The organism is Kitasatospora sp. NBC_00240, assembly GCF_026342405.1.
Classification (GTDB): Bacteria; Actinomycetota; Actinomycetes; order Streptomycetales; family Streptomycetaceae; genus Kitasatospora.
The window spans coordinates 327,949-353,415 of record NZ_JAPEMU010000002.1; the positions used below are offsets into that span (position 1 = coordinate 327,949).

Consider the following 25,467-nt stretch of genomic DNA (forward strand, 5'->3'; position numbering starts at 1 on the left):
GGTCACCGACGGCAAGATCCGCAACTCCTGACCGAGCCGGTGGTCCCGGGACTGGACGTTCCCGCCTCGGGACCGTCGGCCCGATGCCGCGTTTCGGTCAGGCCGCGGCTGAGAGCCGGGCGGCTTTCCCAAAGGACCGGCACGGAACGTACGCGGGTGGCTACGGTGCTCGCATGGCGAAGCGAGCGACGAAGACGCGCGGTGGTTCTACCCCGCCGCAGCGGGTGACCGGCAAGCGGCTGACGGCCGGTTGGTCCGGGCCGGACGGCGGGCGGTTGAGGCTTGCCGGGCCGGGAGACGGTGAGGCGGTGGCTGCGCTGCTGAAGCTGGCTGACGTGGAACTGGACGCCCGGTACGGCAAGGCCATCGAGGCGTCGTCCATCTCCGCAGCCCTGCGGACCGCCCTGGACAGCGGCCCCGAGGCGCTGATGGAAGGCGCCGTCGCCGCGCTCGCGGGTGCCAGCTTCGCTGACGGCATGCCGCCGCTGGCCCTTGCCCTGGTCGCCGAAGACTCCACGGCCCGCGTGGTCGGAGCCCTGGTCGCCCACCCGCCGGCCCCGCTCATTTCCCGGCTCCTCCAGAAGAGTGCCAACCCCGGGGAAGCGCTGCTCCCGGCCATCGCCATCGCGAAGATCGGCGGCCTGGCCGTCGAGGAGACAGCCCGCGGCGCAGGTTGGGGGACCCAGCTCCTCAAGCGCGCCGTACAGGTCTACCAGCAGCTGCAGTTCCCGCTCCTCTACGGCCAGTTCAGCACCGACTCCGCGCACCTGGAGAACTTCTACCGCGCCGGCGGCTTCACCCCGCTCGCCGACGGCGAAGGCCTGAGCATGGCCGAGCGTCTCGGCCTGCCCTACGGCGTCGAAGGCATCGCCGGTGAGCGGCTGTTCTTCCGCTGGCGCCGCTAGCACCACACCGCGGCCCGCACCCCATCCACGAACGAAGGCCACCACCGGCGCCCGTAGCGGACGCGGAGCGCGTGCCGCCGCCTGGGTGCCTCCGCGCGCTCTTGACGGCCTGTCAGCGTCGCGGAACGGTGATGGGCGCAAGGACTCGCAACTGTCTTGGCAGAGGGAGTGGTCGTGGCACTACGGTTCAGGGGTATCGACCCCAACACGCCCAACGGTGGTTCGCCGACGGTGTGGTTGGAGGACGAGAAGGCGGAGATCGTCGTGCAGGGCTGGCTGCCCGACATGGAGATGTACCGCGTGATCAGCGAGACCGAGTGGGTCCAGGGCCACGCCACCGGCGTCCCGGACCACGAGGGCGTCGTCCGGCTCCCGGTCCGGATGATCCCGTTTCTGCGAAAGGTGTGCGATGAAGCCGAGCGTGCCGGACTTTGGCGCCCTGCTGAGGAAGGCTGAGCGTTCCGCCTGCCACCTGGAGATGCGCGACTCCTACATGGACGACCCGGTGTTCGCCGACTGGCGGGCCGGCCTTCCGGTCGGGCGGCCCGAGGCGTACGACCTGCCCGAGGAGTACACGGCCTGGGCGGCCTTGGTGCGGGAGACCGTCGGGCGCGGGGTGGTGATGCGCCGGGCGAGGATCGTCTCGGAGCCGGTGACCGCCTACATCCGGTGGGAGCACGCGATCACCGAGCGGCACAACGTCGCGCTCGGCGAGCAGGTCCGTTGGCTGCCCCGGTCGAAGGCCTCCAGCCTCGCCCTGCCGGGCAACGACCTGTGGCTGGTGGACGAGCGCCTGGTCCTGTTCCACTGGTTCACCGGTGACGGCCAGTGGGCCGGCCACGAGACCACCGAGGATCCGGCCGTGGTGAAGATGGTGACCGACGCGTTCGAGGCGGTCTGGGAACGGGCCGTCCCGCACCAGCTGTACAACGTCTGACCAATCCGTCCACCACCAGCACCCGCCGGGCAGTCAGCACCATGTCGTCGTCCCCGTCGTCCAGCGTCATCGAGGCGCGCAAGGCCCTCGCGAGCCGCCTGGTCGGCCTGCGCAAGGACGCGGGCTTGACCGGCGACGAGCTGTCCGCCCGTTGCGGCTGGCACCCGGCGAAGACCTCCCGCATCCAGAGCGGCAAGTCCGCTCCCTCCGAGGACGACCTGCGCGCCTGGTGCACCGCCTGCGGCGCCGGCGGCCAGGTCCCCGATCTCATCGCCGCCGCCCGCGCGGTCGACTCCATGTACACCGAGTGGCGCCGCATGGAGCGCACCGGGCTGCGCGCCGCCCAGGAGTCCGTGGCCGCCCTCTACCGCCGCACGGGCCACTTCCGTGTCTACGCCAGCCGCGTCCTGCCCGGCATGGTGCAGACCCCGGAGTACACCACCGCCGTTCTCCGCTCGATCCAGCGCGCCCGCGTCGAGGTCGACGACGTCGCCGACGCGGTGGAGGCCCGGCTGGAGCGTCAGCGGATGCTGTTCTCCGGCCGGCACCGCTTCGGCCTGCTGATCGAGGAGTGGGTGCTGCGCGCCGCGGTGTGCGACCCGGAGACGATGGCGGCCCAGCTCGGCCACCTGCTCGCCGTCTCGGCCAGCCCCTTCGTCAGCGTCGGCGTCATCCCGACCGGGCACGCCCGGCCGCACCTGCCGGTCGAGGACTTCTACCTGTTCGACGAGGACGAGGTGGCCGTCGAGCTGACGTCCGGCTACCTGCGGATCACCCAGCCGCGCGAGATCGCCGACTACGTGCGCACCTTCACCGACCTGGCGTCCATGGCCGTCCACGGGGCGGGAGCACGTCAGCTGATCACCGCCGCGATCACCACTCTCGGGTGACTTCGCGCAAGATGCCGCAATCTCGTGGAGAGCCCGGCCGTGCACTCCCTACCGTTGCTCTGTCGCCCCTGGAGGCTCCGGGCACCCGGGCCCGCCGGGCGAGTTGGGGCCGCTGCGCGGGCCCGCCCCCCGTCGGGTCCGCGCAGCCGTCACCCGCCGACGAGAGAGCGGAGTACCGCCGTGGCCGCGCACCCCATAACCCGCCCACCGGCCGCAGCCGCGCCCAGGCCGCGCCGGAGCCGGCGGGCGGCGGGTGCCCGGTGACGGCGGCCGTCGAGATCCCGGCCCGGCCCCCGGTCGCCGACGTGGTGCGGGAGCTGCTGCCCTACGAGCCGCAGTCCGCCGCGGCCGCCCGCCGCCTGGTGCGCACCGCGCTGCACGGGTGGGAGCTGGAGGACCTGGTCGAGGCCGGCGAACTCATCGTCAGCGAGCTCGTGGGCAACGCCGCGAAGACCGGATGCCAGCTGAGGATGGCCGTCACCGTCGAGCGGATCACCGCCGGTTGCGTGCGGATCAGCGTCCGCGACAGCTCCCGCGTCCTGCCCTGCCTCATCGACGCGGGCCCCGCCGCCGAGTCGGGCCGCGGCATGGCCCTGGTCCACCACCTCACCGCCGGACAGTGGGGCGCCACCCCGGAGCCGTTCGGCAAGACCGTCCACGCAGACCTGCGCACCCGCCGAGGGCAGCAGGAAGAGACAGCGCCGGCCCGGCGGGACTTCCCCTCCCCGGGCGAGCCGCACCCGCCCGGCCGGCCCCTCGTTGATCGGTGGTGAGCATGTTGCGGTTGGCTGTGGCCCAGAGCACGGTGCCGGAGGACCCGGCGGACGTCGACCAGTTGCGCGCGGCGGGCCGGGAGATCCGGGCGCTGATGCGGGAGGCCGCCGCGGCGGGGGCGCGGTTGGTGCAGTTCCCCGAGGGCGCGATCGTCTACCCGGGCAAGCACGTGGTCGCCCAGCGGCCGGACGGGTCGATGAGGCCGGCTGACTGGAGCCGCGCCGAGTGGGGTGTCCTGCGGGAGGAAGCGGTCGTCGTCGCCGCCCTGGCGGGTGAGCTCGGCCTGTGGACGGTGTTCGGCTCCCTCCACCCGCTCACCGCACCGAACCGGCCCCACAACAGCCTCTACGTCGTCTCCGACCAGGGCCGCCTGGTCGCCCGGTACGACAAGCGGATGCTGTCGAACACCGAGCTGTCCTACCTCTACACCCCGGGCACCGACCCGCTGACCTTCGACGTCGACGGCATCCGCTTCGGCGCCGCCCTGTGCATCGAGGCCAACTTCCCCGCCCTCTTCGCCGAGTACGAGCGCCTGGACGTCGACTGCGTCCTGCTGTCCGTCATGGTCGACGACGCGGCCCGCGCCGGCGTCGCCCAGGCCTACGGCACCCTCTACAACTACTGGCTCGGCTATGCCGTCCCCGCGCAGTACGGCGCCACCGCACCTTCGGGGATCATCGCCCCCGGCGGGCGCTGGCTCGCCCGCTGCCCGGGCGACGACCGGCCCGCTCTTGCCATCGCCGACATCGGCGAAGCCACCAGTCCCGACATCGATGTCGCCGTGCGTCTCGCCCGGCCGTGGCGCCGCCTCGCGTCAGCCGGCCTCTACGACGGGCACACAGCGCCCTGTGACCCGAGAAGTCGGACCCGAACGGCATTCTGACGCCGACGGACCTGACCCTGGCCTACCAGCTGGCAGGTTGAGGGGGCTCGACGTGACGCAGACCGGGAGTTCGATACGAGACCAACCACCCTGCCTGCGAGCGGTCGCGCAACCGTTCCGCGTTCCCCTCGTTGACCACGGGGAGCGCCCCGACCAGGGCGTGTGGCTGTGCCTGCTGCGCACCGTCCGGCACGTACACCCCCACGGTGCCGGGCCCGGGCAGCGCCGCCGCTTCGGGGCGGCCGGGCCTGTACACAGCCCGGCCGCCCCGTGCCGTGTCCCAGGGTGCCGGGGGGCGTTGTTCGGGTGGACTTGGCGGGCCCCGACGGAGCGGCCGCCACCACGAGTGAATCGAGGACACCATGGCAGGCTCCAAGCCCCGCAAGAGCGGTAAGGCCGACAAGGGGAGGGCGAGCAGGGAGAGCCGGAAGCGTGCTGGGGCGCAGCAGCCGACCGAGTGGTTCGGCAGCGCCGTGCATGCTGTGGCTGGGCTGATGCACCTCGACGTCCGCGCCGCCGGGAACGGGCTGCTGCTCACCGCGTCCCCGGCCGAGTCGGGTGACCGTTCCGCGGCGTGGCAGCTGCGCCTGCGCAACAACGACGGCGGCCAGAGCCTGCGTGAGCTGGCCGCAGCGTTCCGCGCCGGCACCGCGTACCAGCTCGGTGCGGGCGACCGCTACTACGCGTTCTTTCCCGCCCCTCACCAGCCCGGTATCGGTTCTCTCGTCAATGCCCGATTCGGACCCGATCCCGAGGCTGCCCCCGAGATCCTGTGCCGCGCCGACCGGCCGCTGGCGCTGTGGGCCGAGGCCGGCACGGCGATGGAGGGGATCATCGCGGACCTGGACACGACCCTGCCGCCCGAGCGCTGGGAGCAGGAGGAAGCCCTGGTGTGTCCCGGATGCCTGCGCCCCGTCTACGACAGCACGCAGTTCAGCGGCATGTTCATCGGCGCCGGGATGCCGATCGCCGGCCTGTGCCAGTTCTGCGTGAGCGGGGAGACGCTGCACACCGTCCGAGAGGCGGGCCTGGTGCTCCCCGAGCAGCAGCGCGCCGTCCTGGAGGCGATGGCAGGCGCGTAGCAGCGCGGACCTTTGTCTGGCCGGCCACGGTCCCGCCGCCACGGCGGCGCCGGGGCCGTGGCATGCCGCGCGAATATCACTTCGCAAAATGCGTGCCCCACCGTGGGAGGACGCCCCCGGCCATACACGTTCCGCGCGCGGGTCCTGCCTGGTGGACTCTGCGCACCTCGAAGGGGTGAAGGAACACACCTCATTCGAAGGAGGGCGTCATGACGCCCGTTCAGTCCGTTCTGCAGTTCCTTGTCGAGGCCGATACCGACCCGGCCGGCCCGCAGGCCGACCAGCTCGCCAACGCCGCCAGCAACATCGCCTCCGTCTTCGGCGTCCCGGCCGTCGTCGCGAACACCGTCGGCGCCGTGCGCAAGCTGCGCCGCCGCGAGGACCGGGAGCAGCCGGCTGTCCTGTGCTGCCGCGGTGCCTGCCCGGTTCCCCCGGAGGCCGGCGCCGAGTAGGGCCGGGAAGCGGTCCGGCCCGGCCACCGTGATGGTGACCGGGCCGAATCGTGCGGGGCCGTGTCAGACCTTGCGCATGACGAACGCGACGCCCGCCGTCGCCAGCGCCAGCTGGGCCGCGCTCAGGCCGAGCACGCGGGCCTGGCCCTTGACCACGTTGCCGAGCACGTAGCTGCCGACCAGGGCCGCGCCGAGCACGACGACCGCCTTCTGCTGTCTTCCCGTCATCTTCTTCACCTCCTGTAGCCGCCCGCCGATTCTGAGCAGCAAGGCAGGGGCGAGCTGGGGGTTTCGCAGTTCTGGCGGGTGCAGGGCGGCCCGAGTACGCAGATCGCTTGTGCGTGGTGCAGTTCATCCGGCCCGATCGCAGGCTTCCCACCAGGGCGTTGGCCGACGACCGTACTCGCTGCGCACTTTCGGCGAGCGTGGTGCAGTTCGGGTGGGCCGCTACGCCGTGACGGTTAGTGGTCTCCTGTTCGCACTTCATCGTCCCGCCCGGGTATCCGTCCCGGGTTTGATGTGCCGAGAGGGCACGGGGCCGGTTTTCAGGGGCTGGTGGTGACGTGAATGCAGATGGTGTCGTGCCGCGTGCAGTCGATGCTGGGGGCAGGGCTGGGGCTGGAGCCGAACGCGCAGAGGTTTCGGCAGCCGGGGAGTGCGGGGGCGGGCTCGGTGTTCTCCTGGTTGAGGAGGAACGTGAGGAGACTTCCGGCGACCGTCAGACGGCCTGGCCGTCCAGCGTGCCCGCCACCTTGCCGGCCCCGAACTTTCCTGCGGGGAAACGGCCTCGGACCCGGAGGCCGCAGACGCCCCGCCCACCGAAGAGTCCTCACCCGCGACCGGCAGCCCACCGCGTCGGTCCGATCCGATGGTCCGACTGACCCGCTCCGCACTCGCCTGCCTCCAGGCCCTCCGCCGGCCTCGCCGTTCGCCACGACGACACCGAGCTCCTGCGTCAGCACCACTGGCGAACCGAACACCAGACCGCAGCCGCCATCAGCCACTACCAGCGACGCGGAGACCCCCTCCCCGTGCACCTGCGCCCAGGCGATCCGAACCGATCACATCAGCAAGTTCTGCCGCTGTAGTACGAGGAGGCTCGGAGCGGTACCTGGCTCTACTTCCTCTGGAACCTCACGTCCGGGTCTCCAGGTGTCCAGGTCTACGGGGAAGCTGCGTCGACGTCTTCCCCCGCTACTATCGGCGCGCCTTCGCGGAGAGGGTTGCGGTGGGCAGGCACCCGGGTTTTCCTGTATCGCATGGCATCCGATGCACACGCCCGCCTGAAGTACCGACGCGAGTACGCCGGGCTCAGCATCGAGGAATTCGCCGAGCAGGTCGGTGTCACCGCCCGCACGGTGCGCTACTGGGAGGCGGGACAGCGACAGATCGGCGATCGTCACTTCGGCCGGGTGCTGAACGCGCTGGGCTGCGACGCCCAGGCTCTCGGGCTGCACCGGCGCGGCGAGGAGAATCTGCGGGACCTTCGGCGCCAGGTGGGGCTCAGTGCCGTTCAAGTAGCCACTCATCTGGGCGAGCGCCGCGCAACCGCTCCCATGGGGATCACGGCCGATAGGATCCTTGTCCTGGAGCGGGGCGAGCGCGTCCAGGACACGTGGTGCACCTCAGCGCAGGACTGCGGGACGATCGCCAAGGCGCTCGCCGCCCTGTATGGGGTTTCGCACCGGCTGCTCGCCGACGCGTGGCGCCGCACCAACACGACCACCGCACTCCCCGACCTCGCCACGGTGCATCGGTGCACCAGGTCACCGATCGCGCGGCAAGCCTGGGAGGAGCTGAACGACCGTCAGCGGCTCTATCTGCTCGAACTGTTCCACCAGGACCAGGACCAGGAGCAGGAACACGAGCAGCAGGTGCAGCGATGCCTCGACGGCTCTCCCCGTGTTCCTGCGGCCCAGTGGCGCAAGTTCGTGTTCTGTCTGCACGCCCCCGCGTCCTTGGTCGGCCGCACTCCTGCGCAAGAGCGGCTGCGCGCGGCGGGGGTCCACGATCCAGGGGCCGGATCCTCCCTGAGCGCTTTGGAGCGCCGCGGACTGGTGCTCTGTCACCATGACACTGTCCGCATCGCACCGCTCGGAGAGGTGAAACGGACCCGCGTGGAGTTGACCCGGGCCGGCCGGTCCGCCGCCCGGGCCGGCCTCGGCGTGGAAAGCCGGACACTGCCGCCGCAGATGCTGTCCGAGTGGCTGTGGCGCACCCTGGTCCGCATCATCCGCTGCGCCCCGCTCTCCGACGGGGATGTCCCGGGGCGCGGCACGGGCTATCTCGCGGTCGGCCGTTCCGTGCGCAAGGGCGTGCCTGCACGGGGTTTCATCGAGCACCGGCAGCCTCCCGGGGCCAGCGGGGGTCCGCATTACTGGTACCCGACCCGTTCGGGTCTCGACCATGCAGCCAACCACCTTGCCTATTACCGGAAGTTGTACCCGAGTGTCAATACTGAAGGGGTCGAAGAGCACCTGAAAGGACTCCTGTAGCCGAAAGTAGCAAGGTCATCACGGTCCGGCCTCTACACTCCCTACCGTGGACGACACTCCAGGCGCCCCGCCCGGGCCGCAGGACAATGGTGCCCTCCTGCTGGAGGTGGTCAAGGCATTCGAGGTGTGCTCGGATGCCTCCACCCGTGCAGGCGTGAAGCCGGCCGAGCGCATCGAGCGGATCACGAGGGCCCTCAGCACTCTGATGGCCGCCTTCGGCCCCGGGCACCGGGTGACGCTCGACGATCTGCTGGAGCGCCTCAGCGGTGACCAGGCAGGACAGCTCGAAGGGCTGATTCCCCCCTGGCTCGACGCCGCGGACCTCTGCGGTGTCAGGTTGCTGGACTTCGACAGCGTTCCCACCGCCGGGGGCTTCGACTTCCGGCAGGAGGCAGAACTCGTCCGCCGCAACGCCAAGAGGCTCGGCAAGCAGGCCCGAGGCGTCACCGCGCACGACCTGGACGCCGAGTACAGCCAGGAGTCCGTTTTCCGCTCCATCAAGGGCGAGTTCTACCAGCGCCACCGCACCACGCTGATCACCAGGCCCGTTGTGCCTGCCGGCGAACTCGCCGAGCTCCTCCTGCCGCTCCAGACCAACCGGTTCTACCGGCCCGTTGAGCAGTACGCCCAGCACTGCGGCTGGTTCTTCCCCTGCACTGCGTGCCAGTGGCCGATGCGGATCACCATCACCGGCAGCGGCAAGCGCGCCAGCGGAACCGCACAGTGCCTCTACCCCTGGCACACCGATACCGGCTCGATGTACGTGTTCACCCCCACCGGAAGCGGAGAGCCGCCCACCTTGCATCCGGCGTTCGAGTGCCGGCAGCCATCGGCCCGCCATGCCCGGTTGTGGACCGGGACGCTTCCCCACGTCCCGCAGCCGATGAGGGCCGCGGACCACCTCGCGCTGCACCGGGCGGTGTGGCGCTACACCACCGTCTCCGGACTGCCCGAGCTGAGGATCCACCGCGCCCTCGAGGAAGAACTGGTACAGACCGGATACACCCCGGTGCTGTGGCCTTTCGGTGACACCTTCGACCACGCCGTGATGGACCACGACCACCAGATCCTGTTCAGCGCGGACTTCAAGGACTACACCTGGACGAACCACCTGATCGCCAAGATCCACAGAGACGCCGGCGACAGCGGCGGAGCGAAGTGGCTCATCGTCCCCGACCACCGCGACGAGCAGGTCGACCACCTCAATGCCGTCGGCCGCTCCTACGGCTTGCAGGCCATCACTGCCACCAACTACTTGGAGACGGTCGTGCAGACCCTCAAGAAGGGAGGGCGCGATGGCCGATGAACGGCGTTCCGATGAGGCGGCTCTGATCGCTTTGCTCGCCCTGACCACCCACTACTTCCCCCGCACCGACTCCGCCGGCAAGACAGTGGCGGCCTTCCACGAGGCGACGTTCTTCGCCCACCGCAAACCCCGGGCCTGGTCCCGGTGGGCGGCTCTCACCCATGCCGAACGCGGCCTGATCAGGCAGGTCATGGCCCTGGCACCGCCCGAGTGGACCAGCGAACACAAAATCAAGAACGCCGTCCTGGAACTGGTCGGATCCTTCGCCCTGGACGACGACCCCGACGACCAGTCCGCAGGCACGATCGTCCTCGCCGGTGACGACCCGTTCAAAGCCGATGCCGCGTACGTCCGCGCCGGAGGGGACTACCTCGGACTCGCGCACAACCTGACCGACCGGTTCTTCACCTGGGGCCGCCGGCGCCGAGCCCACCCGTTCGCCGGGCCGGGCACCTGGAGGACACGCACCGCCGACCTGGGCGAGAAGAACGGAGTCACCAACCGCCAGATCACCTTCCAGCCCACCGGGTCGTTCAGGGAGGCCCCCGGACACGAAGCATTGCCCACCCTGGACACCCGCCCCTACCGGGAACAGATCGCACCAGCTGTCGACGAGCTGCTGCGCATTGCCGACTTTCTTGACACCCGGACTCCCGATGCCCCCTACCTGCACAGCACTCTGCGCAGGTTCTTCCAGCAGCTGAAGTCCACCGACGACAGCCTGGATGAGTTCGTGCTGCTCTCAGGCCTGGTGAACCTCCTCAACGCGCCGACGGCCAGCGGCAAGACCGTCCTGACCCGTGTCCTGGCCTCGTGGGCGGCCCTCCACGGATGCCGGATCGCCCTGATCGTCCCCGACGTCGAGTCGACCCTCGAGATGCGCTGGACCATCGCCAACGATCTCGCCTGGATTCACCAGCACCGGGACCTCGACTGGCTGGATCAGTACGAGCACCTCGACGTGCCCCGTACCGTGGCCGCGCTGTTCTCACCCCGAGGCATGCAGCGCCGCGCTCTGACCCGGGCCGCGCTGAACGCGGATCTGCAGATCACCGCGTGGGAGCCGCGTCGCAAGAGCGACATCGGCCTGCTCGCGTACGGGTGCGGCCAGCGCCCCCTCATGGAACCCCACGATCTCTACCCCCACGGCGAGGAGAACTGCCTCACTCTGAGTGCTGCGGGCGAGGGGGGCAACGCTCTCCACGCCTGCCCCTTCGTCCCCGTCTGCGGAAAGTTCGCCCAGTTCTACGACGCCCAGGACGCGACGGTCATCGTCACCAGCCACGCCAACCTGATGGCCGGCACGACGCGCATCGGCATGGTCCTCGACGGCCAGGAAGTCCGCGGCCGGCCGCGGGGGACAGCGGGTCTGACGGTGATGGAGACGATCCTGCGCGGCTGCGACGCGGTCGTCGTCGACGAGATCGACGCGTTCTTGTCCACCGTCATCGCCTCGTGCGTGACGGAGACCACCCTCGCCTCGCGCCGCATCGACTCGGACCTGTGGAACATCAGCAAGGACTTCCGCCGCCTGCCGACCTTCAACGCCTCGCAGATCCTCAACTCCCTCCACCACACCGACCACATGGCAACTTCAACGCTACTGTGGTCGATCTCGAAGAACGGCATCCGCCTCAACCCCGGCACGGTCGACGACGGCTCGAAGGGAGCCAGCCGCGACAACGCCGGCTGGCGGATGGCCAAGTCCAGAGACCGGGACATCATCGCCCTGCTCTTCCCCGGTCAGGGTGCCAAGGGCTCCCCCCTCGCACCGGGCCCACTCGCATTCCTCAACACTTTGATGCCCGACCGCTGGCAGCAGGACATCTTCACGGGCGAACCGGAGGCCCCCGACGGGGCGACCGACTGGGCAGGCGTCCGGGAGACACTCAAGGCGATCGTGGCCCCCCGCGGTGACACCTACTTCGCCGAGGCCAAGACCAGTCTCCACGACCTCCTGGCGAAAACGCTCCCCGAAGGCCAGCAACGCGCCGCCCTGATCAACCTGCTGATCTGCCGCGCCGTCCTGCTCGACCTCGAGCTGGCACTGGGAGAACTGCGCTACCAGGCACAGTCCGCCCGGCACCTCGACCTCGCCTCGGTACGCAAGATCCTCGACGCCGTCGAGTCGTCCGCCGTCGCAGGCCTCTACCCCACGGCAATGCTCGGCGCCCCGATCAACGGCTTCCAACTCAAGGGTATGGACCGGGCAGAGACCAATGCGGAACTGCTGACCCGGTTCATCGGGGGCGATCCCCACACATTCGTCTCGGAGCTGGGCGGACTGACCGCCCTGCTGTCGGCCGGAGTGGAGAGGCCCGTCCTGGGCCTGTCCGCCACCAGCTACTTCCCCCAAGCCGTCAGCGAGCACATCCACGCCCCGGTGCGGTGGTGGATCCCCGATGTGCGCCCGCGGTCGGTCACCGTGCTCGCCGATCCGGTCCACCGCGACGGCAGGGACGGCAGGGAAGCGATCCGCGTCGGAGGCATCTACGCCGAACGCAAGCCTGCCGTCCTGCGGGAACTCGGCCAGGCCCTGTATCAGCAGAAGATCCAGCGCCGCCTGCAGAAACTCCATAAGACCAAGCCCCAGCAGGCCCGGGCCCTGCTCGTACCCAACTCCTACGAGCAGGCAGCGCACCTGGCCTCCGGCGTGGCGATGGCCGAAGGCCTCTCCCACCGCGTCTGTGTCCTGGTCAAGAGCCACGACCAGCCACAGGACTGGGAGAAGAACATCCCCGCACACGTCACACGGCTCACCCGCGAGGAACTCCACCGCTTCCCCGACCTCGGCGAGGTTCTGGTCGCGCCCCTGCCGCTGATCTACCGGGGCCTGAACATCGTCGTGGGCGTGCGCTCGGCCATCCACGACGTCTACCTGTGCACACGCCCCTACCTGAGTATCGAGGCCACCGACTGGCTGCACGCCTCCGTCAACGCCGCAGGCATGAACGCCCTTCCCCCAGGCGGCAGCGACAATCCGGTGGCCGCACTGCGCGCCGCACAGGAGGCTGCCTGGGCGCGGCTGATGATGATCCTCCGTTCCCCCGCGAACTTCTCGAACATCACCACCGACCTGCAAGAGGAACTGGTCGCGACGATGATCGTGCAGCTGATCCAGCTCGCCGGCCGAGGACGGCGGGGTGAGACGGACATGCGGCTGTTCATCGTCGACGAGTCCATGAACGACGCCTCGTTCAGCGCCGGCATGGCGGCGATCATCCGACGCATCGAGCAGAGCTGGAACCCCGAACAACGCACCGTCATGCAGGAACTGTACGGAGAGGCCCTCAAAGCGTTCCTCGCGTACGCGGACATGAACAAGTAGGCGCCGGTCGCCGGTTCTGTCCGGTGCCCGGGACGAGAGGACGAGGTACCCGATCCATGGCGCGAAGCCGCGACCTGACCGCCCCCACGACCACGATCCTGTGCACGAAGGATCTGCTGGACGGTATGACGGCGAAGGTCTGGGAGTTCAGCGAGAGCATTCAGCATCTGTGGAAGGAACTGGGGGCACAGGCCCGGGCCGCACGCAAGCAGGCGACGAGAGGAGACGAGAGGGACCTGTTCCTACTGCCGTACTCGATCGTCGTCAACGTGCTCCAGCAGATCACCGACGGGTACGTACACCTGGACAAAAACCTGCGGTTCATGGTCGCCCTCGACGACATCGAACCGAAAGCACTGCAGAGGGCGTTCACCTACCTGGAGGGCGTCGTCCGCGGAATTCCGCTCGATGAGATCCTGCTGCGGGTCGACTCCGAACTCGCCGCACTCGTGGCTGCCACCGACTGCGCCACCAGGGACCTGGCGGAGGCGATCCTGCCCGGCGAGGGCACTGCTTTCGCCGACCCGCCCTCCTGGGCCTACCAGGCCGTCAGGTGGCACGTGGCGAAGCGGATGGCCGCCGTCTCCTTCCACGACCGGGAGATCGAACCCGTCTACGCGGAGTCGAAGACCAAGAAGGACGACGACGGCAACCCGGTGATGCGCGTCAGCGGGTGGCGGCCGACGGGAAAAACGGCGGAAGTCTCCTATCGGCCGGACAACTCCGGAGACATGATCGCCTGGGACCACCCGATCGGGCCCACCTTCGCGGCCCTTGCGCACCCGCTGACCAAGCAGGCCCTGGAGGACACATACCCGCAGGACCCCACGCCGTCCCAGGCCCAGTACGCGCTGTCGCGGATCTCGGTGGCGATGAGCACCCACCACGGACGACCGGAGCCGGTGATCAACCTCGGTGCGCACATGCGGCGCATCAACGACACCCTGGTGTGGTCGAAGACCGTCATGGTCGACCGGGGGACCGGACCCGTCCTGCTGGTGGGCCTGGACGGATGGAAGCTGAACAGGACGAACCGGCTGGCACTGGAGATCATGGCGCGACTGGACGCCGATGCGGCGGCGCTCCAGGACTTGGACACGCGGGTGCAGGCGGAGATCGCCGCACTTGATGCTCCAAAAAAAGACGGAGGCCGCCCCCGTCGCGTCACCGAGAAGCCGGGCACGATTCGTCCCCTCGTCCCCAAGCAGCGGTCCTTCCAGGTCGGCAGCGGCGCCGGTCTGCACCACCACGAGCTGCTGCACGAGTACGCCACGCGTGCACTCGGGGACAAAGCCGTGTTCCTGACCCTCGCCAATGTCGCCGGCGTTCAGCATCTGTTCTTCGACCATCCTCCGGCCCAGCACACCAAGGTGCCGCTGCCCACACTCAGCGTCATACCTTGGTCCACCAACCCGCCCGGAGTCACAATGTGCCGGGACGGATGGGTCTCACATTCCACCGGCCGCGGCACATGTTCTCACCACGGCGGGATTCGCTGACTGATCTCGGGTTTGCAGATTTCGCATGGGTGCCGCCGCTGTCCCGGTATGCTGCTTTTGCATTGGCGTCCGGAGGGCAGGTGATGAACGACGTGTGGGTTGCAGCGCGGGTGCGTCGCCCATTTTCTGCGGCTGTTGCCAGGTTGATGCTGGTCAGCGTCCGAGGACACTGAAGGATGGTGTCGCGGCCCCACTGAAGAGAGCCGTCGAAGGCCGGTGAAAGTCTGGCGCCGCCCGTTATAGCCGGTGCCTTCGGTGGCAGCGGACAGAGCGATTGGCGCCGCGTCGCCACTGAACAGCGATGTCGTTGTCCTGACTCAGAATTACCCTCCTGCGCCCCCGCTGCCGTGATGGTGGATGGGTCGGGCGCTCGGCCGGCAGGGGAAACACTGCGCTGCGCCTTCCCTCTTCCGCTGCGCCCGCCTGGTGGCGGCCGCGTGAGGCCCGGGGCCGACCGGGCCGCCCGCCTGAGCCCTGCCGCGCATGGCATCCCGAAAGGCCGCCGCCCGATAGGGCGGCGGCCAGGTGTCACTGGCGTGTAGCTGGTGACATTGTCCACCAGGCAGTTGTCATGCTGCTCCGGTGGACGTGGGTGAGCTGCATGTGTCATGCGAGTGCGGAGGTTGGGACACCAGATGATTTATTTGAGCGGCAACCTCGCTCGGGGCGACCGCCGTCACTGGTTTCAGAAACGCGCGGTGTTATAGGTCCTGCCGGTGTCCGTGTCGTGGAGGGTGACACTGCACGTGTAGTTCGTGAAACCCGCAGGGACCTGGGCGTACAAGGTGCTGCTGGCCGTCTGGCCGGGCAGAACGGATTTGCTTCCAACGGAAAGCCAGCCAAGGCTTTGCCAACTGTTGGTGCAGAAGGCTGTGAAAGCGATGTGCTTGGTGCTGCTGCTCTGATTCAGAAAGCTCCCCTGGACACTGAGGTACCCAAGGCCCGTAGTCCGCTTGCCACAGAGAATTCCGCCGTCCTGGGTGCCGCATGACTGCGGGGTTGCCGCCGATGCGGCGGGGGCCAGGGCGATGCCTCCTGCGGCCAGGGCAAGGGCAGCAGCGGCAGTGCCGGCAATTCGCTTCAGGGAATGCAAGGGGTCTCCTCAAAGTGGCGGCCTCGTGCGACGGCACCGAGGCGAGGGCCAAAGACTCTCAGCAGATGAGGGACCATCAAGGCCGCAGTGGGATAATTAGGCCCGCCAGCTCCGCCCGATTGGGGCGTGCAGCCCAACCGGCCGTCGAGCAGCTCGCCGTCCTGCTCGACGACGCCACGCTGCGCCGGGTCGCCGACTGGCTGGAGCGCGCACCCGCGAAGCGGCCCTCCAGCAGGCCGCAGGGCGCCCCCAGCGTCCCGCCTACCGCCGTCCCCGGCCCGACGGCTGGCGCCCCAGCGCACCTGACCCGCCCAGCCGCCCCAGGCGCCCTCCAGGACCGGCCCGCGCAGTCCTATCGCGGCGCGGGCGGGCGCGGCCCTCGGCACCCCGCCCTCCGGGCGCCGGACCTCCTGGAGCCCCGGGCCTGGCGTGTGAGCGCGTGGGTGAGCGGGTGGGTGGGGGCTGGTCGGTACCGGGCGGGGCGCTGCGCTGTACCTACTTCTTCGCGTCCGCCTGGTGGCGGCCGCGCGGATGGTGAGTGGGCCGGCGCCCCGAACTGCGTCCGGTCCTGATGCGGGGGTCCAGGGGGTGGATGGAGCGGCTTACCAGGGGCTCTGCTGGGGGCAGTCCTCGGTCAGGAATTCCAGTAAGTAGTCCGACACCGGGCCGCGCGCGCTGCTCAGAACCCAGCTGTAGACGGCGGTGTGCAGCTGCGCGTCGATCCTCTGCAGGATGTAGCCGTCGACCAGGCCGGCGGAGCCCTCGCGCTGGCGGGCCAGGGTCTGCCGGGGCCGGCCCCCCTCCTCGGCCACAAGTTCGACGTCCTCGGCGTCTGGGCGGTCCCGCAGCTGGTACACCCACTGCATCTGCATACCAACCATCCTTCCCCCCGAAGCAACGGCCACCCCTGATTGCGCCGCCGCGCGGCCTCGTCCGGCCTCGCAGGCGTGAGGGCGCCAGGTCTTGGCCGTGGCTGGCGTCCGGGCGACCCCGGGCTGCCCCCCGGGCTGGAGGTTTTCCTGTGGAGTGGGGTGAACTCCACCTTGTATTGCAGCCCCCGCAGCAGCCACTCCGCCGCCTCCGCACTGCTGCCCCGCTGCGCCCCGCGCAGCTGGATCAGCTGCTCCTGCGCGTCGTCCAGCAAGTTGCCGATCAGCGCGCGCCGCTCCGGCTCAACCGCCGAGCGCCACACCGTCCCCGAACCCGGCAGCCCCGCTTCCTTCATCAGCGCCCGCAGCTGCGCCGCTATGCTCGGCGGCTGGAGCTCGCGCCGTACCCACCACAGACCGTCCCGGTGACCGGGCGCCGCCACGCCGCGACGACGACGGACCACCGCTCCCATCCACGCGATCAGCGGCCCGCCGAAGTCCACTGCGGCCAGCGGCCCCAGCCACCCACGCCCCACCCGCTCGCCCAGCCGCCGGCAGAACGCCCCGTCCGCGGGCAGCGCCCGAGGCCGCCCGGCCCCGCTGTCCTGCCACACCAACTCGGCCACCACCGGGTCCACCAGGGCCCCGGCGACCTCGACGACCTCGGGGAACGTCGCCGCCTCCCGCGCCACCGCCCGCCACCACCAGAACTCGGGCCCCGCATCCCCGCCGGCCAGGAGGTGCAGCCGGGCCGGCCAGATCCGCTCCTGCTCCCACCCCAACGCGAGATCCCACCACTGGCACACCACCGCCCGCGCCACCGCGAACACCGCCGCCGCCTCCACCCCGCCGCGCTGCGCCTGGCGGACCACCCCCGCCCATCGCCGTTGCGCCTCGGCGATCTCCGGCAGGCCGCGCACATCCAGAAACTCCAGGCCGTGGTCGGCGTCGGCGTCCAGCAGCCACCGGCCGTGCCGCGCGCACACCCGCTCCCAGCGGGGCGCGTACCGCACCACCCGTGCCGCAGCCCCGGTCCGCCGCGCCGCGCACGACCGGCATCCGAACGCCACCGGCCCCACCGCCGCGCCGGCCACCCGCCACACCGCCCGCGGACCGTCCCCACCCACCCTCGCGGCCAGCTTCTCGTCGTCCACGCCCCACGCCGGCAGTGCCCGCTCCAGCACCTCCTCCGGCACCCCGCACAACCCGGCCAGGGCTCGCCGCCCGGCCGTGTCCAGCAGCATCTCGGCATCCGCCCGCTGCGCACCGCTCTCGTGCCGGGGGCGGTGGCCGTGCCACTGCCAGTACGTGAGCAGAGAGGTGTCGTCCAAGCCGTACCGGGCTGCGACTCGCTGCAACAGTGAGCAGGTGGTCTCCCCAGCGAACGGAGACAGACGGAAGATCCCGGGAACCATGACCCAAGCTTCGCGGGCAACGGCAGACCCCGAAGGCGGTTCGTTCATTCCGGTGGAGTTCGTTGCGCGGCATGGTGGCGGAGACCGGGTGGTGGCGCCGGACGGCTTTGTCTGACGGCTCCGTTAGTAGAACAGGTGTGTGGCTGTCAACTCGCGTCGGGTTTGTCGGTGGTGGGTGGTATTCCTGTCCTACGACCCGTTTGGGCCGCCCAGTTGGTGAGGGGTGGATGAACATGGCAGGTGAGCGGTACGTCGATCACGACGTCCTCAAGGCTTTCGCGCAGAACAAGGTGAACGTGCCGAGGGAGGAGGCGAAGGAGCGCCGCCGGCAGGTCAACCACCTGCGGGAGCGTCTTGAGGGCTACATCAAGGAGCACCCGGACTTCGACCTGGTGAAGCTCCGGGCGTCCGGAAGTACGGCCAAGCACACGGCGATCCGCCGCAGCAAGAAGGAGGGGTCGGACGCGGACGTCGCTGCCTACCTGCGCGTCGCCAACACCGACGTCGACGTCTCGACGATCCTGACGTGGCTGCGGGATCGCTGCATCGAGGTCTACGGCAAGACGAAGGACGAGGACGACTTCAAGCGCTCGGACCACGCGGTCGGCATCACCATGCACAGCAGCGGCCTGAAGATCGACGTGGTACCGGTGCTCTACACCGGCGAACCGGACGACAAGGGCTACCTGGTCACCGGCGACGGCCGCAAGGTGCTCACCTCCGTCACCCTGCACCTGCAGTTCATGAAGAAGCGCAGGGACGAGGCCGGCGGAGGCTACCGGGAGCTCATCCGGCTGCTGAAGGCGTGGATCCGGGAGAGCAAGTTCGTCGATCCGGAGCTGCGCTGCAAATCCTTCCTGATCGAGCTCTTGGTCGCCCACCTGTGGGACAACGGCTGGAACGGAGAGGCGCTCCAGGTCGACGACTACCCGCGGGCGATCGAGCAGGTACTCGCCTACATCACCCGCACCGGCCTGAAGACCCCGATCGTGTTCACCGACTGCTACCAGGCCGGCGACGTGGCTCCGTCCACGCGTCCCATCCAGATCTGGGACCCCGTCAACCCGGAGAACAACGTCGTCGGCATCTACGAGGAGACCGACCGGCAGCGCCTGGTGAACCACGCCAAGACGACGCTCGACAGCGTCTCGTGGGCCGCTCACGCGACCACCAAGGGCGACGCGGTCGACGCCTGGCGTGAATTGTTCGGCCCGACCTTCCCGGGGGCCTGACCATGACCGGCTCGTACACCAGATCCGCCTCCTTCACGATCACCGATACCCGCTACGTCGGCGGGAAGGTCGCCGCGGACCTGCGCATCCTGCACAACTACTACGGCAAGCCCTCCCTCGCCAGCATCGACGACTACGCCGAAGAGGTCGCCCTCCTCCTGCGCGACGGCTACCTCGGCACCGTCGACTACGGCTTCCGCGATGCCGCCACCAACAGCTGGAAGCTGCGCCTGCGGTACACGGCCACCCTCGGGGGCCAGCTCACCGACGGGCGCCCGGGCAGCCTCCCGGACTCGACCGAGCTGACCGGCTATGGCTTCCACAGCTTCCTCACCTACAGCACCAAGTTCATGCTGCTGACCAGCACCGAGCAGGACAAGGCCCGGGACGGCCTTCCGTTCCCCCGGACGACCGGCGACGCGCCGAGCGCGCTCGCCGGCACCAGCACGGCCGGGAACGGCTACGCCCGCAACGGCACCGGCGTCGCCCGCGACGTCTACGTCGCGTTCTAGTCCAGCGCCACCAGCAGAAGGAACACCACGTGACCAGCCAGGACGATCTGTTCCACCCTGTCATCCAACTGCCCGAGCCCACCCGGTACGACCGCTACCGGCGCCTGGTGGGCCTGGAGGACACGAAGCTGCGCCTGCGCAAGGAAGCCGCCCTCCTCGCCGACCCGCGCCGCCTCCAGCAGTGGGCCGCCGCCCACCACGGTGGCGACGTCGCCGCGCTCACCCTGTTCGCGGACCGCGCGCCGCTGTTCGTCTTCGCCGGCGACGTCGGGTCCGGCAAGTCCGCCCTCGCCGAGTCCTTCGGGTGCGACCTCTCCGACTACCTCGACCTCCCCGTCAACCTGTACCGGCTGAAGCTGGCCACCCGCGGCAGCGGCATGGTCGGCGAGATGACCTCCCTGATCGGCGGGGCCTTCGCCCACATGCACACGGCTGGCGCCCGCGCGACCGGCCCCCGCGGCGTGCGCGCCGTTCAGATCCTCGTCGTCGACGAGGCCGACGCCCTTGTCCAGTCCCGCGAGGCCCAGCAGATGCACCACGAGGACCGGGCCGGCGTCGACGCCTTCCTCGCCGGCATCGACAGCCTCGCCGGAGCCAAGGTCCCGGTCATCGTCGTCCTGTGCACCAACAGGGTCGGCGCCCTGGACCCCGCGCTCATGCGCCGCGCCGCGGCCACCTTCACCTTCGCCCGGCCCGACGACCACCAGCGCCACGCAGTCCTCTCCCAGGCACTCGACGGGCTCGGCATCGCGGCCGGCACCATCGGCAAGCTCGTGACCCTCACCGGCCCGACCGCGGACCGGCCCGGCCACACCTTCTCAGACCTCACCCAGCGGCTGGTCCCCACCGCCGTCCTCAACGCCTTCCCCGACCGCCCGGTAAACGACGAGGACCTCCTCGTCCTCGCCGAGTCGCTCCGGCCCACCCCCGTCTTCACCGAGGAGAACTGACTGATGGAGCCGCTGCCCGCCCCCGGACCCACCAGCGTCAGGACCACCGGCGACCACTACCAGTACCTCGCCGTGTGGGAGGCCTGCGTGACCCTCCTGCGCGAGAACGCGGCCCGCGTTCCCAACCCGGTCCAGGCGGTCGGCGTGGAATACGACGGCGTGGGAAACCTCGACGACGTCGTCCTGCTGCGCGGCACTCCGCCGAGCACCTACAAGCAGGTCAAGTACACCGTGGACAGCTCCACCCCGGTCAACGAGGAGTACCTCACCAAGCCCAGCAAGGACGGCGGCACGTCGGTCCTCAAGAAGATCGCCCTCGCGTGGCGGCAGCTGACCGCGGACGGCGACAGCGCCGACCTGGTCCTCGCCACCAACCGCGCACCGGACCCCTCCGACGAACTGGTGGCGGTGCGCGACGCCCGCACCGGCCTCCTGATGCCCAAGGCGGCTGCAGGCGGACCCGCATCCAGGCTCGGCCGGGCCCGAACCCGCTGGGCCCAGGCCGCCGGCCTGACCGAGTCCGAACTCGGCGAACTCCTGTCGACCTTGCGCTTCGACCTGGCCCAGGACATGATCCGCTACCAGGAGTCCCTCGGGCTGCTGATGGCCGTCACCGGGCTACGCCACGACCAGCGGGCCGTCGAGGCTGGAGCCGACTGGGTCGCCAAGATGGTCCGCGAGGGCCGACGCGAGCTCACCCTGGCGATGGTGGAGTCCGCCGTCGCCGACCTGAGCCTGGAAGCCGGACCGGCCCGGGCCGTGCTGTCGATCGCCACACTCAAGCCCGACCCGCTGGCCCCCAACGCCGACCACACTATCGACTGGATCGACCGCTTCGACGGCGACTCCGACTTCGACAAGCGCCGCCCGGTCGCACCGAACACCTGGCAGCAACTCCAATCCGACATCGAGGCCGCCCCCCAGCACCTGCCAGCCGGCAGCACCGCCATCTCAGTCACCGGCAGCTTCCGCCTCGCCCCGGCCTTCCTGGTCGGCACCACCTTCCGCATGGTCACCGGCACCGACCTCGCCATCGTCCAGGGCCCCCAGCTATGGTCCAGCACCGACCCGTACGACACCGCCCTGATCCCCGACGTCACCGAGCACCGGATCGACCAGGGCGACGAGCTCGCGGTGGCCATAGCCGTCGCCATGGACCCGACCGACGACGTACTGGACTACCTACGCGACCAGAACCTGCCCGTCTCCAAACTCCTCGTCTACGCCCCGCCCAGCGGCGGAGCCAAGGACAAGTCGATCCCCGACGGCTCGGCCGCCAACGCCCTGACCATCGGAATCCGTGACCACCTCCGCCGCCAGACCCGCCCCGTGCGGCGCCTCCACCTCTTCCTTGCCACTCCACGAGGGATGGCGCTGCTCCTCGGCCACCGGTGGAACCGACTGTGCCAGACCGTGGTGTACGAGGACATCAAGGTAGACGAGGGCTACCAGCCAGCCTTCACCGTTCAGGCCTGACGGCTCAGCCGCTGCCGTCCCGCTCGCTTCCCGGTGTCGGCGACGACGGGCAGCCAGGGGAAGGCGGATAGTGCTGCTGCCACGCCAGCAGCACCTGGCTGGCCACGGTGTGCCGCTGGCGTACCAAGACGGGCCGGTGGGCCGTTTCGGCGGCCCTCAGGCGTGTTCGGGCCGGGCGGTCGCGATGGCTGCAGGGAACCGGAGGGGTACGCCTAGAACGGCAGCTCGTGGCCGTTGCCGCGGATCCGCAGTTCGGTGGAGCCGGGGCTCCAGCCGGTCACGAGGAATGCCGCGGCGGGGCCCTTGACGGTCAGCTGTCGGTCGTCGCCGTGCCGGACGGCCAGGGTGGCGTCCGCGTCCTGCAGGACGATGGTGCCGGCCCACCGCGCCTGGCCCTCGACCTGCTCGTCGGGGCGGGCGAACGGCCTCGCGGGGACAGGTTCCGTCCAGCGGCTCAGGTCGGCGTGGCAGCGGTATGGCGATCCACCGGCCGACACGGTGGCATCCCCGGTGTAGGTGGTCATGGTGCCAGTGTGAGCCCGCGCCGCACCGGCCGCCCGGCGTTGCGCCACACCACCAGGCTGAAGCCATCCGGTGCTGATCCAGGCCGACCGACACGGCTCAAGATAGTCATATTTCGCATTCCCTATTGGAAATATGCATGAGGGAGGGTAGACTGAGGCCATGTCACTGAGCACGCTGCAAACGCTGCGCATCACCGTCGCGGCACTGCGCCAGGTCACCGAGGAGACCCAGGGCCAGCTCGCGGCCGGAATCGGCCTGACCCAGGAGAAGGTCTCCCGTCGTCAGTCCGGCGCCACCGTGTGGACGCTGGACGACGTCGACGCCCTGGCCGCGCACTGGGGCCTGGCCGTCCTCGACCTGCTGGCCGGCCCCACCCGCGCCACCGAGGCCTACAGCACCCGCCACCGGCCCGCCCCGGCCGCCGCCGCGCCCCTGCCCGCCACCTTCGCCCCGGCCCCGGCCCCGGCCCCGGCCGCGACAGCCGGCCCGACGCCCACCCAGGCCCCCCGGCCGGCCCCGGGACGCGCCGGCCCGGCGCCGCGCCGAAGCACCCGCACCGAGCCGTACTCGCCCCTCACCCCCGTCCCGGACAGCTGGGTACGCCCCGGCCGGCGAACCGACGTCACCACGCAGCCGGCTGCCCCGGGACCGGCCGCCGAGCAGGACACGGTCCCCGCCAGCGAGCACCTGACGCCCACCCCCGCCGAGCCCCTTCCCCTGGCCGTCGCCGTCGACCTCGACCGCGGCCCGGACGGCGAGCTGCTCCTCACCGACCCCGCCCCGTGCGCACGCTGCGCCCGCCCGACCCCGTACCGGGCCGGCGGCCGCCCGCTGCACGCCGGCGGCTGGTGCACCCCCGCTCCGGCACCCGCGGCCTCGGTGGAGCCCGCAGGCCTCGCCGACGCCGCCCAGCAGGCCGTCCACGCCGCCCTCGGCCAACCACCCGCCCCTGCCACCACCACGCCCGCCCCGGCCCCCTCGGAACCCGCCGAAGCCCCCGCACCGACCCCGGCCGCCGAGCAGGAACCCGCCGCTGCGCCCCACCCGGCCACGCTGGCGCCCGCCGCAGCCGGCGCCCCGGTCCGTACGGAGCCGGCGTCGCTGGCGGAGCTGCTGGACCTGATCCGGCGCCCGGTCGAGCGGGAGCTGGCCCGGCACGGCGGCGACGTGGACGCCGCCACCGCCGCCCTGGTGAAGAAGGCGATCCCGGACGCGATGGCGCTGCTCGCCGTTTCCCGGGTCGGCGCGCGCTACGAGCACACGGATCACCCGCCGCTGCCGGACATCCTCAAGAAAGCATCGAAGGCGTCGGCGGATCAGGTGTGGGAAGCGCGCCCGAAATGGAAGAACAGCGCGCTCATCAAAAGCGCCGAGACGGAATTGACGGTTTCCGCGCTCGACATGAACGGCGCCTACCTCTCCGCCCTCAAGTCGCACCTGCCGATCGGCAAGCTGTCGCACAACACGAGCGGCGTGTGGGACCCGAAGCAGGCCGGCCTCTACCTCGTCACCCCGCCGGCCTGGGAGCACCCGGACCTGCCCAACCCCCTCGGGAGCAGGGACGAGGCTGGTCCGCTGTGGCTCACCAGCTCCACGATGCGGATGCTCCAGCGCCTGGCCGGCCCGAAGTTCGGCCTGTGTGAGGCGCCGGTCATCCACGAGGCGTGGACGGCCTACTCGACGGAGAACATCCTGGAGAACTTCCGCCAGGCCCTCGGCTCCGCCCGCGACACCGCCATCGCCGAGCACGACGCGGTGACGCTGGAGTACGTGAAGGCGATGTATTCGAAGTTCGTGTCCACGATCGGCCTTTCCACCGCGAATCATAAAATGAAGAGGCCGGACTGGATGCACATTATCCGGGCGCAGGCGTTCGCGAATCTGTGGTGGAAGGGAAAGAAGGCCCACGACGCCGGACTCACCCTCGTGCAGATGATGGGCACCGACGAACTCCACCTTGTCGGTGACTGGCGCAGTGTTTTTCCGGAGGGCCGGAAGGTCACCGAAGTGAAACTGAAGGACACCTACACCATCGGGGGCGGTAAGTAATGGCCGGACGCTGGGCAGATTTCGGGCGATACGGTGCGAGCGGAATTCCCGGCTGGCTCGCCATCGCGCGGGGGCTGGACGAATTGGTGACCGGTGTCGCGTCGCCGGTGACGTCCAAGCGCGGCCTGAATGCGCGTCTTCGCTATCTCACCCGCAGCCAGGCCGGGTACGAGGCGATGGCCCGCGCGGGAATCACCGCGACCCCGCGCACCGTGAAAGCCTGGGTCGCGGGGAAGCAGAAGCCGAACGCGGCCAACCGGGACATGCTGGACGCCGCCTACTGGGTGCTGCGGCGGCACAACGTCGTCACCGACCTGAAGCGCCGGCTGAACAACAACGGCGCCGGCACCCGGGTGGAGATCTACCCGGTCGACCAGGCCGGCGTCGACGAGAAGCGCCGCCGCGACATCTCGCACCGGGCGATCAACGTCCGCGGGGCCTGGGACGACATGGTCGACGCCTGGGACAAGGGCCCCAACGACCCTGGCGCCGCCGAGATGCTCGACGTGATCTGGGACGAGGTCATCACCGACCTGGGCTCCGACTATGACGCCTACTCCTACGTCACCCACATCGGCTTCGCCGCCTGACGTCAATGTAGGGTCTCGCGGCCCGCTGCATAATCTCAGCGATCTCTGCATATCAGCTGCACCGGAGCGAGATTCGCAGGTCAGCGACCTCCGTCTGGAGCCACCAGCCGAGGAAGCGCAGTGGTTGCTGAGACTCGGTCAGGCCGAGCCGAATGTGCAGCGGTGAGACATCCCAGGTCACAGCGTCGGCCTATGCAGCGGGCCG

General features: G+C 70.1%; 23 protein-coding genes. 19 read left to right on the top strand and 4 right to left on the bottom strand.

The genetic code is table 11. The annotated features are described in order from the left end of the window. The first annotated feature begins 308 nt into the window (after positions 1-308). From OG689_RS41265 to OG689_RS41300, 8 genes are all read left to right on the top strand, one after another. Positions 309-905, top strand: a complete 597-nt coding sequence (locus tag OG689_RS41265; RefSeq protein ID WP_266328240.1) for a GNAT family N-acetyltransferase — start codon at positions 309-311, stop codon at positions 903-905. Between the two features lie 174 nt (positions 906-1,079). Further along, positions 1,080-1,361, top strand: coding sequence for a hypothetical protein (locus OG689_RS41270; RefSeq protein ID WP_266328242.1), 282 nt, complete (start codon positions 1,080-1,082; stop codon positions 1,359-1,361). Then, positions 1,315-1,842, top strand: coding sequence for a DUF6879 family protein (locus OG689_RS41275; RefSeq protein WP_266328244.1), 528 nt, complete (start codon positions 1,315-1,317; stop codon positions 1,840-1,842). The genes OG689_RS41270 and OG689_RS41275 overlap by 47 nt, the downstream gene beginning before the upstream one ends. Before the next feature lie 41 nt (positions 1,843-1,883). Then, positions 1,884-2,732, top strand: a complete 849-nt coding sequence (locus tag OG689_RS41280; RefSeq protein WP_266328246.1) for a helix-turn-helix transcriptional regulator — start codon at positions 1,884-1,886, stop codon at positions 2,730-2,732. A 260-nt stretch (positions 2,733-2,992) separates the two neighbouring features. Continuing rightward, positions 2,993-3,505: an ATP-binding protein gene (locus tag OG689_RS41285; RefSeq protein ID WP_266328248.1), complete on the top strand. Its 513-nt coding sequence runs from the start codon at positions 2,993-2,995 to the stop codon at positions 3,503-3,505. A gap of 2 nt (positions 3,506-3,507) precedes the next feature. Then, entirely contained in the window at positions 3,508-4,389 is an 882-nt protein-coding gene (locus tag OG689_RS41290; RefSeq protein ID WP_266328250.1) for a carbon-nitrogen hydrolase family protein, read from the top strand. A gap of 362 nt (positions 4,390-4,751) precedes the next feature. After that, entirely contained in the window at positions 4,752-5,471 is a 720-nt protein-coding gene (locus OG689_RS41295) for a hypothetical protein (RefSeq protein ID WP_266328252.1), read from the top strand. A 209-nt stretch (positions 5,472-5,680) separates the two neighbouring features. Further along, a complete protein-coding gene (locus OG689_RS41300) occupies positions 5,681-5,923 on the top strand; it encodes a hypothetical protein (protein WP_266328254.1) in 243 nt (80 codons plus the stop codon). Positions 5,924-5,986: 63 nt separating this feature from the next. Here the strand turns inward: OG689_RS41300 and OG689_RS41305 are convergent, their stop codons facing one another. Continuing rightward, positions 5,987-6,151: a hypothetical protein gene (locus OG689_RS41305; RefSeq protein WP_266328256.1), complete on the bottom strand. Its 165-nt coding sequence runs from the start codon at positions 6,149-6,151 to the stop codon at positions 5,987-5,989. Between the two features lie 1,031 nt (positions 6,152-7,182). Here OG689_RS41305 and OG689_RS41310 point away from each other — a divergent pair. The 4 genes from OG689_RS41310 to OG689_RS41325 are packed head-to-tail and all read left to right on the top strand — an operon-like array spanning position 7,183 to position 14,551. Next, positions 7,183-8,418 carry a helix-turn-helix transcriptional regulator gene (locus OG689_RS41310; RefSeq protein ID WP_266328258.1) on the top strand — a complete coding sequence of 412 codons (1,236 nt, stop codon included), beginning with the start codon at positions 7,183-7,185 and terminating at the stop codon, positions 8,416-8,418. Between the two features lie 46 nt (positions 8,419-8,464). Next, complete coding sequence (locus tag OG689_RS41315) at positions 8,465-9,724, top strand: hypothetical protein (RefSeq protein ID WP_266328260.1); 1,260 nt, start codon at positions 8,465-8,467, stop codon at positions 9,722-9,724. Next, complete coding sequence (locus OG689_RS41320; protein ID WP_266328262.1) at positions 9,714-13,052, top strand: hypothetical protein; 3,339 nt, start codon at positions 9,714-9,716, stop codon at positions 13,050-13,052. The genes OG689_RS41315 and OG689_RS41320 overlap by 11 nt, the downstream gene beginning before the upstream one ends. Before the next feature lie 56 nt (positions 13,053-13,108). After that, on the top strand, positions 13,109-14,551 hold the full coding sequence (locus OG689_RS41325) for a DUF3962 domain-containing protein (RefSeq protein ID WP_266328264.1): 1,443 nt from the start codon (positions 13,109-13,111) through the stop codon (positions 14,549-14,551). 685 nt (positions 14,552-15,236) lie between these two features. On the opposite strand, the gene OG689_RS41330 is transcribed toward OG689_RS41325, so the two are convergent. Together OG689_RS41330 and OG689_RS41335 are read right to left on the bottom strand one after the other, a co-directional pair. Further along, positions 15,237-15,644, bottom strand: a complete 408-nt coding sequence (locus OG689_RS41330; protein ID WP_266328266.1) for a hypothetical protein — start codon at positions 15,642-15,644, stop codon at positions 15,237-15,239. Between the two features lie 602 nt (positions 15,645-16,246). Further along, on the bottom strand, positions 16,247-16,516 hold the full coding sequence (locus OG689_RS41335) for a hypothetical protein (RefSeq protein WP_266328268.1): 270 nt from the start codon (positions 16,514-16,516) through the stop codon (positions 16,247-16,249). Between the two features lie 159 nt (positions 16,517-16,675). On the opposite strand from OG689_RS41335, the gene OG689_RS41340 reads away from it, so the two are divergent. The 5 genes from OG689_RS41340 to OG689_RS41360 all read left to right on the top strand — a co-directional run bounded on the left by OG689_RS41340 (position 16,676) and on the right by OG689_RS41360 (position 22,098). After that, positions 16,676-16,942 (top strand): hypothetical protein, encoded by a 267-nt coding sequence (locus OG689_RS41340; RefSeq protein WP_266328270.1) that lies wholly within the window; start codon positions 16,676-16,678, stop codon positions 16,940-16,942. Positions 16,943-18,155: 1,213 nt separating this feature from the next. Further along, complete coding sequence (locus tag OG689_RS41345) at positions 18,156-19,160, top strand: CBASS oligonucleotide cyclase (protein WP_266328272.1); 1,005 nt, start codon at positions 18,156-18,158, stop codon at positions 19,158-19,160. 2 nt (positions 19,161-19,162) lie between these two features. Beyond that, a complete protein-coding gene (locus OG689_RS41350) occupies positions 19,163-19,672 on the top strand; it encodes a hypothetical protein (protein ID WP_266328274.1) in 510 nt (169 codons plus the stop codon). A gap of 29 nt (positions 19,673-19,701) precedes the next feature. After that, entirely contained in the window at positions 19,702-20,622 is a 921-nt protein-coding gene (locus OG689_RS41355) for an ATP-binding protein (RefSeq protein ID WP_266328276.1), read from the top strand. A gap of 3 nt (positions 20,623-20,625) precedes the next feature. Continuing rightward, positions 20,626-22,098, top strand: a complete 1,473-nt coding sequence (locus OG689_RS41360; protein ID WP_266328278.1) for an SAVED domain-containing protein — start codon at positions 20,626-20,628, stop codon at positions 22,096-22,098. A gap of 212 nt (positions 22,099-22,310) precedes the next feature. Here the strand turns inward: OG689_RS41360 and OG689_RS41365 are convergent, their stop codons facing one another. After that, the gene (locus tag OG689_RS41365; RefSeq protein ID WP_266328280.1) at positions 22,311-22,622 is read right to left on the bottom strand and encodes a hypothetical protein; all 312 of its coding nucleotides are present in this window, start codon (positions 22,620-22,622) and stop codon (positions 22,311-22,313) included. Positions 22,623-22,782: 160 nt separating this feature from the next. On the opposite strand from OG689_RS41365, the gene OG689_RS41370 reads away from it, so the two are divergent. Together OG689_RS41370 and OG689_RS41375 are read left to right on the top strand one after the other, a co-directional pair. After that, a complete protein-coding gene (locus tag OG689_RS41370; RefSeq protein ID WP_266328282.1) occupies positions 22,783-24,672 on the top strand; it encodes a hypothetical protein in 1,890 nt (629 codons plus the stop codon). After that, entirely contained in the window at positions 24,672-25,262 is a 591-nt protein-coding gene (locus tag OG689_RS41375; protein WP_266328284.1) for a transcriptional regulator, read from the top strand. The genes OG689_RS41370 and OG689_RS41375 overlap by 1 nt, the downstream gene beginning before the upstream one ends. The last annotated feature ends 205 nt before the right edge of the window (positions 25,263-25,467 follow it).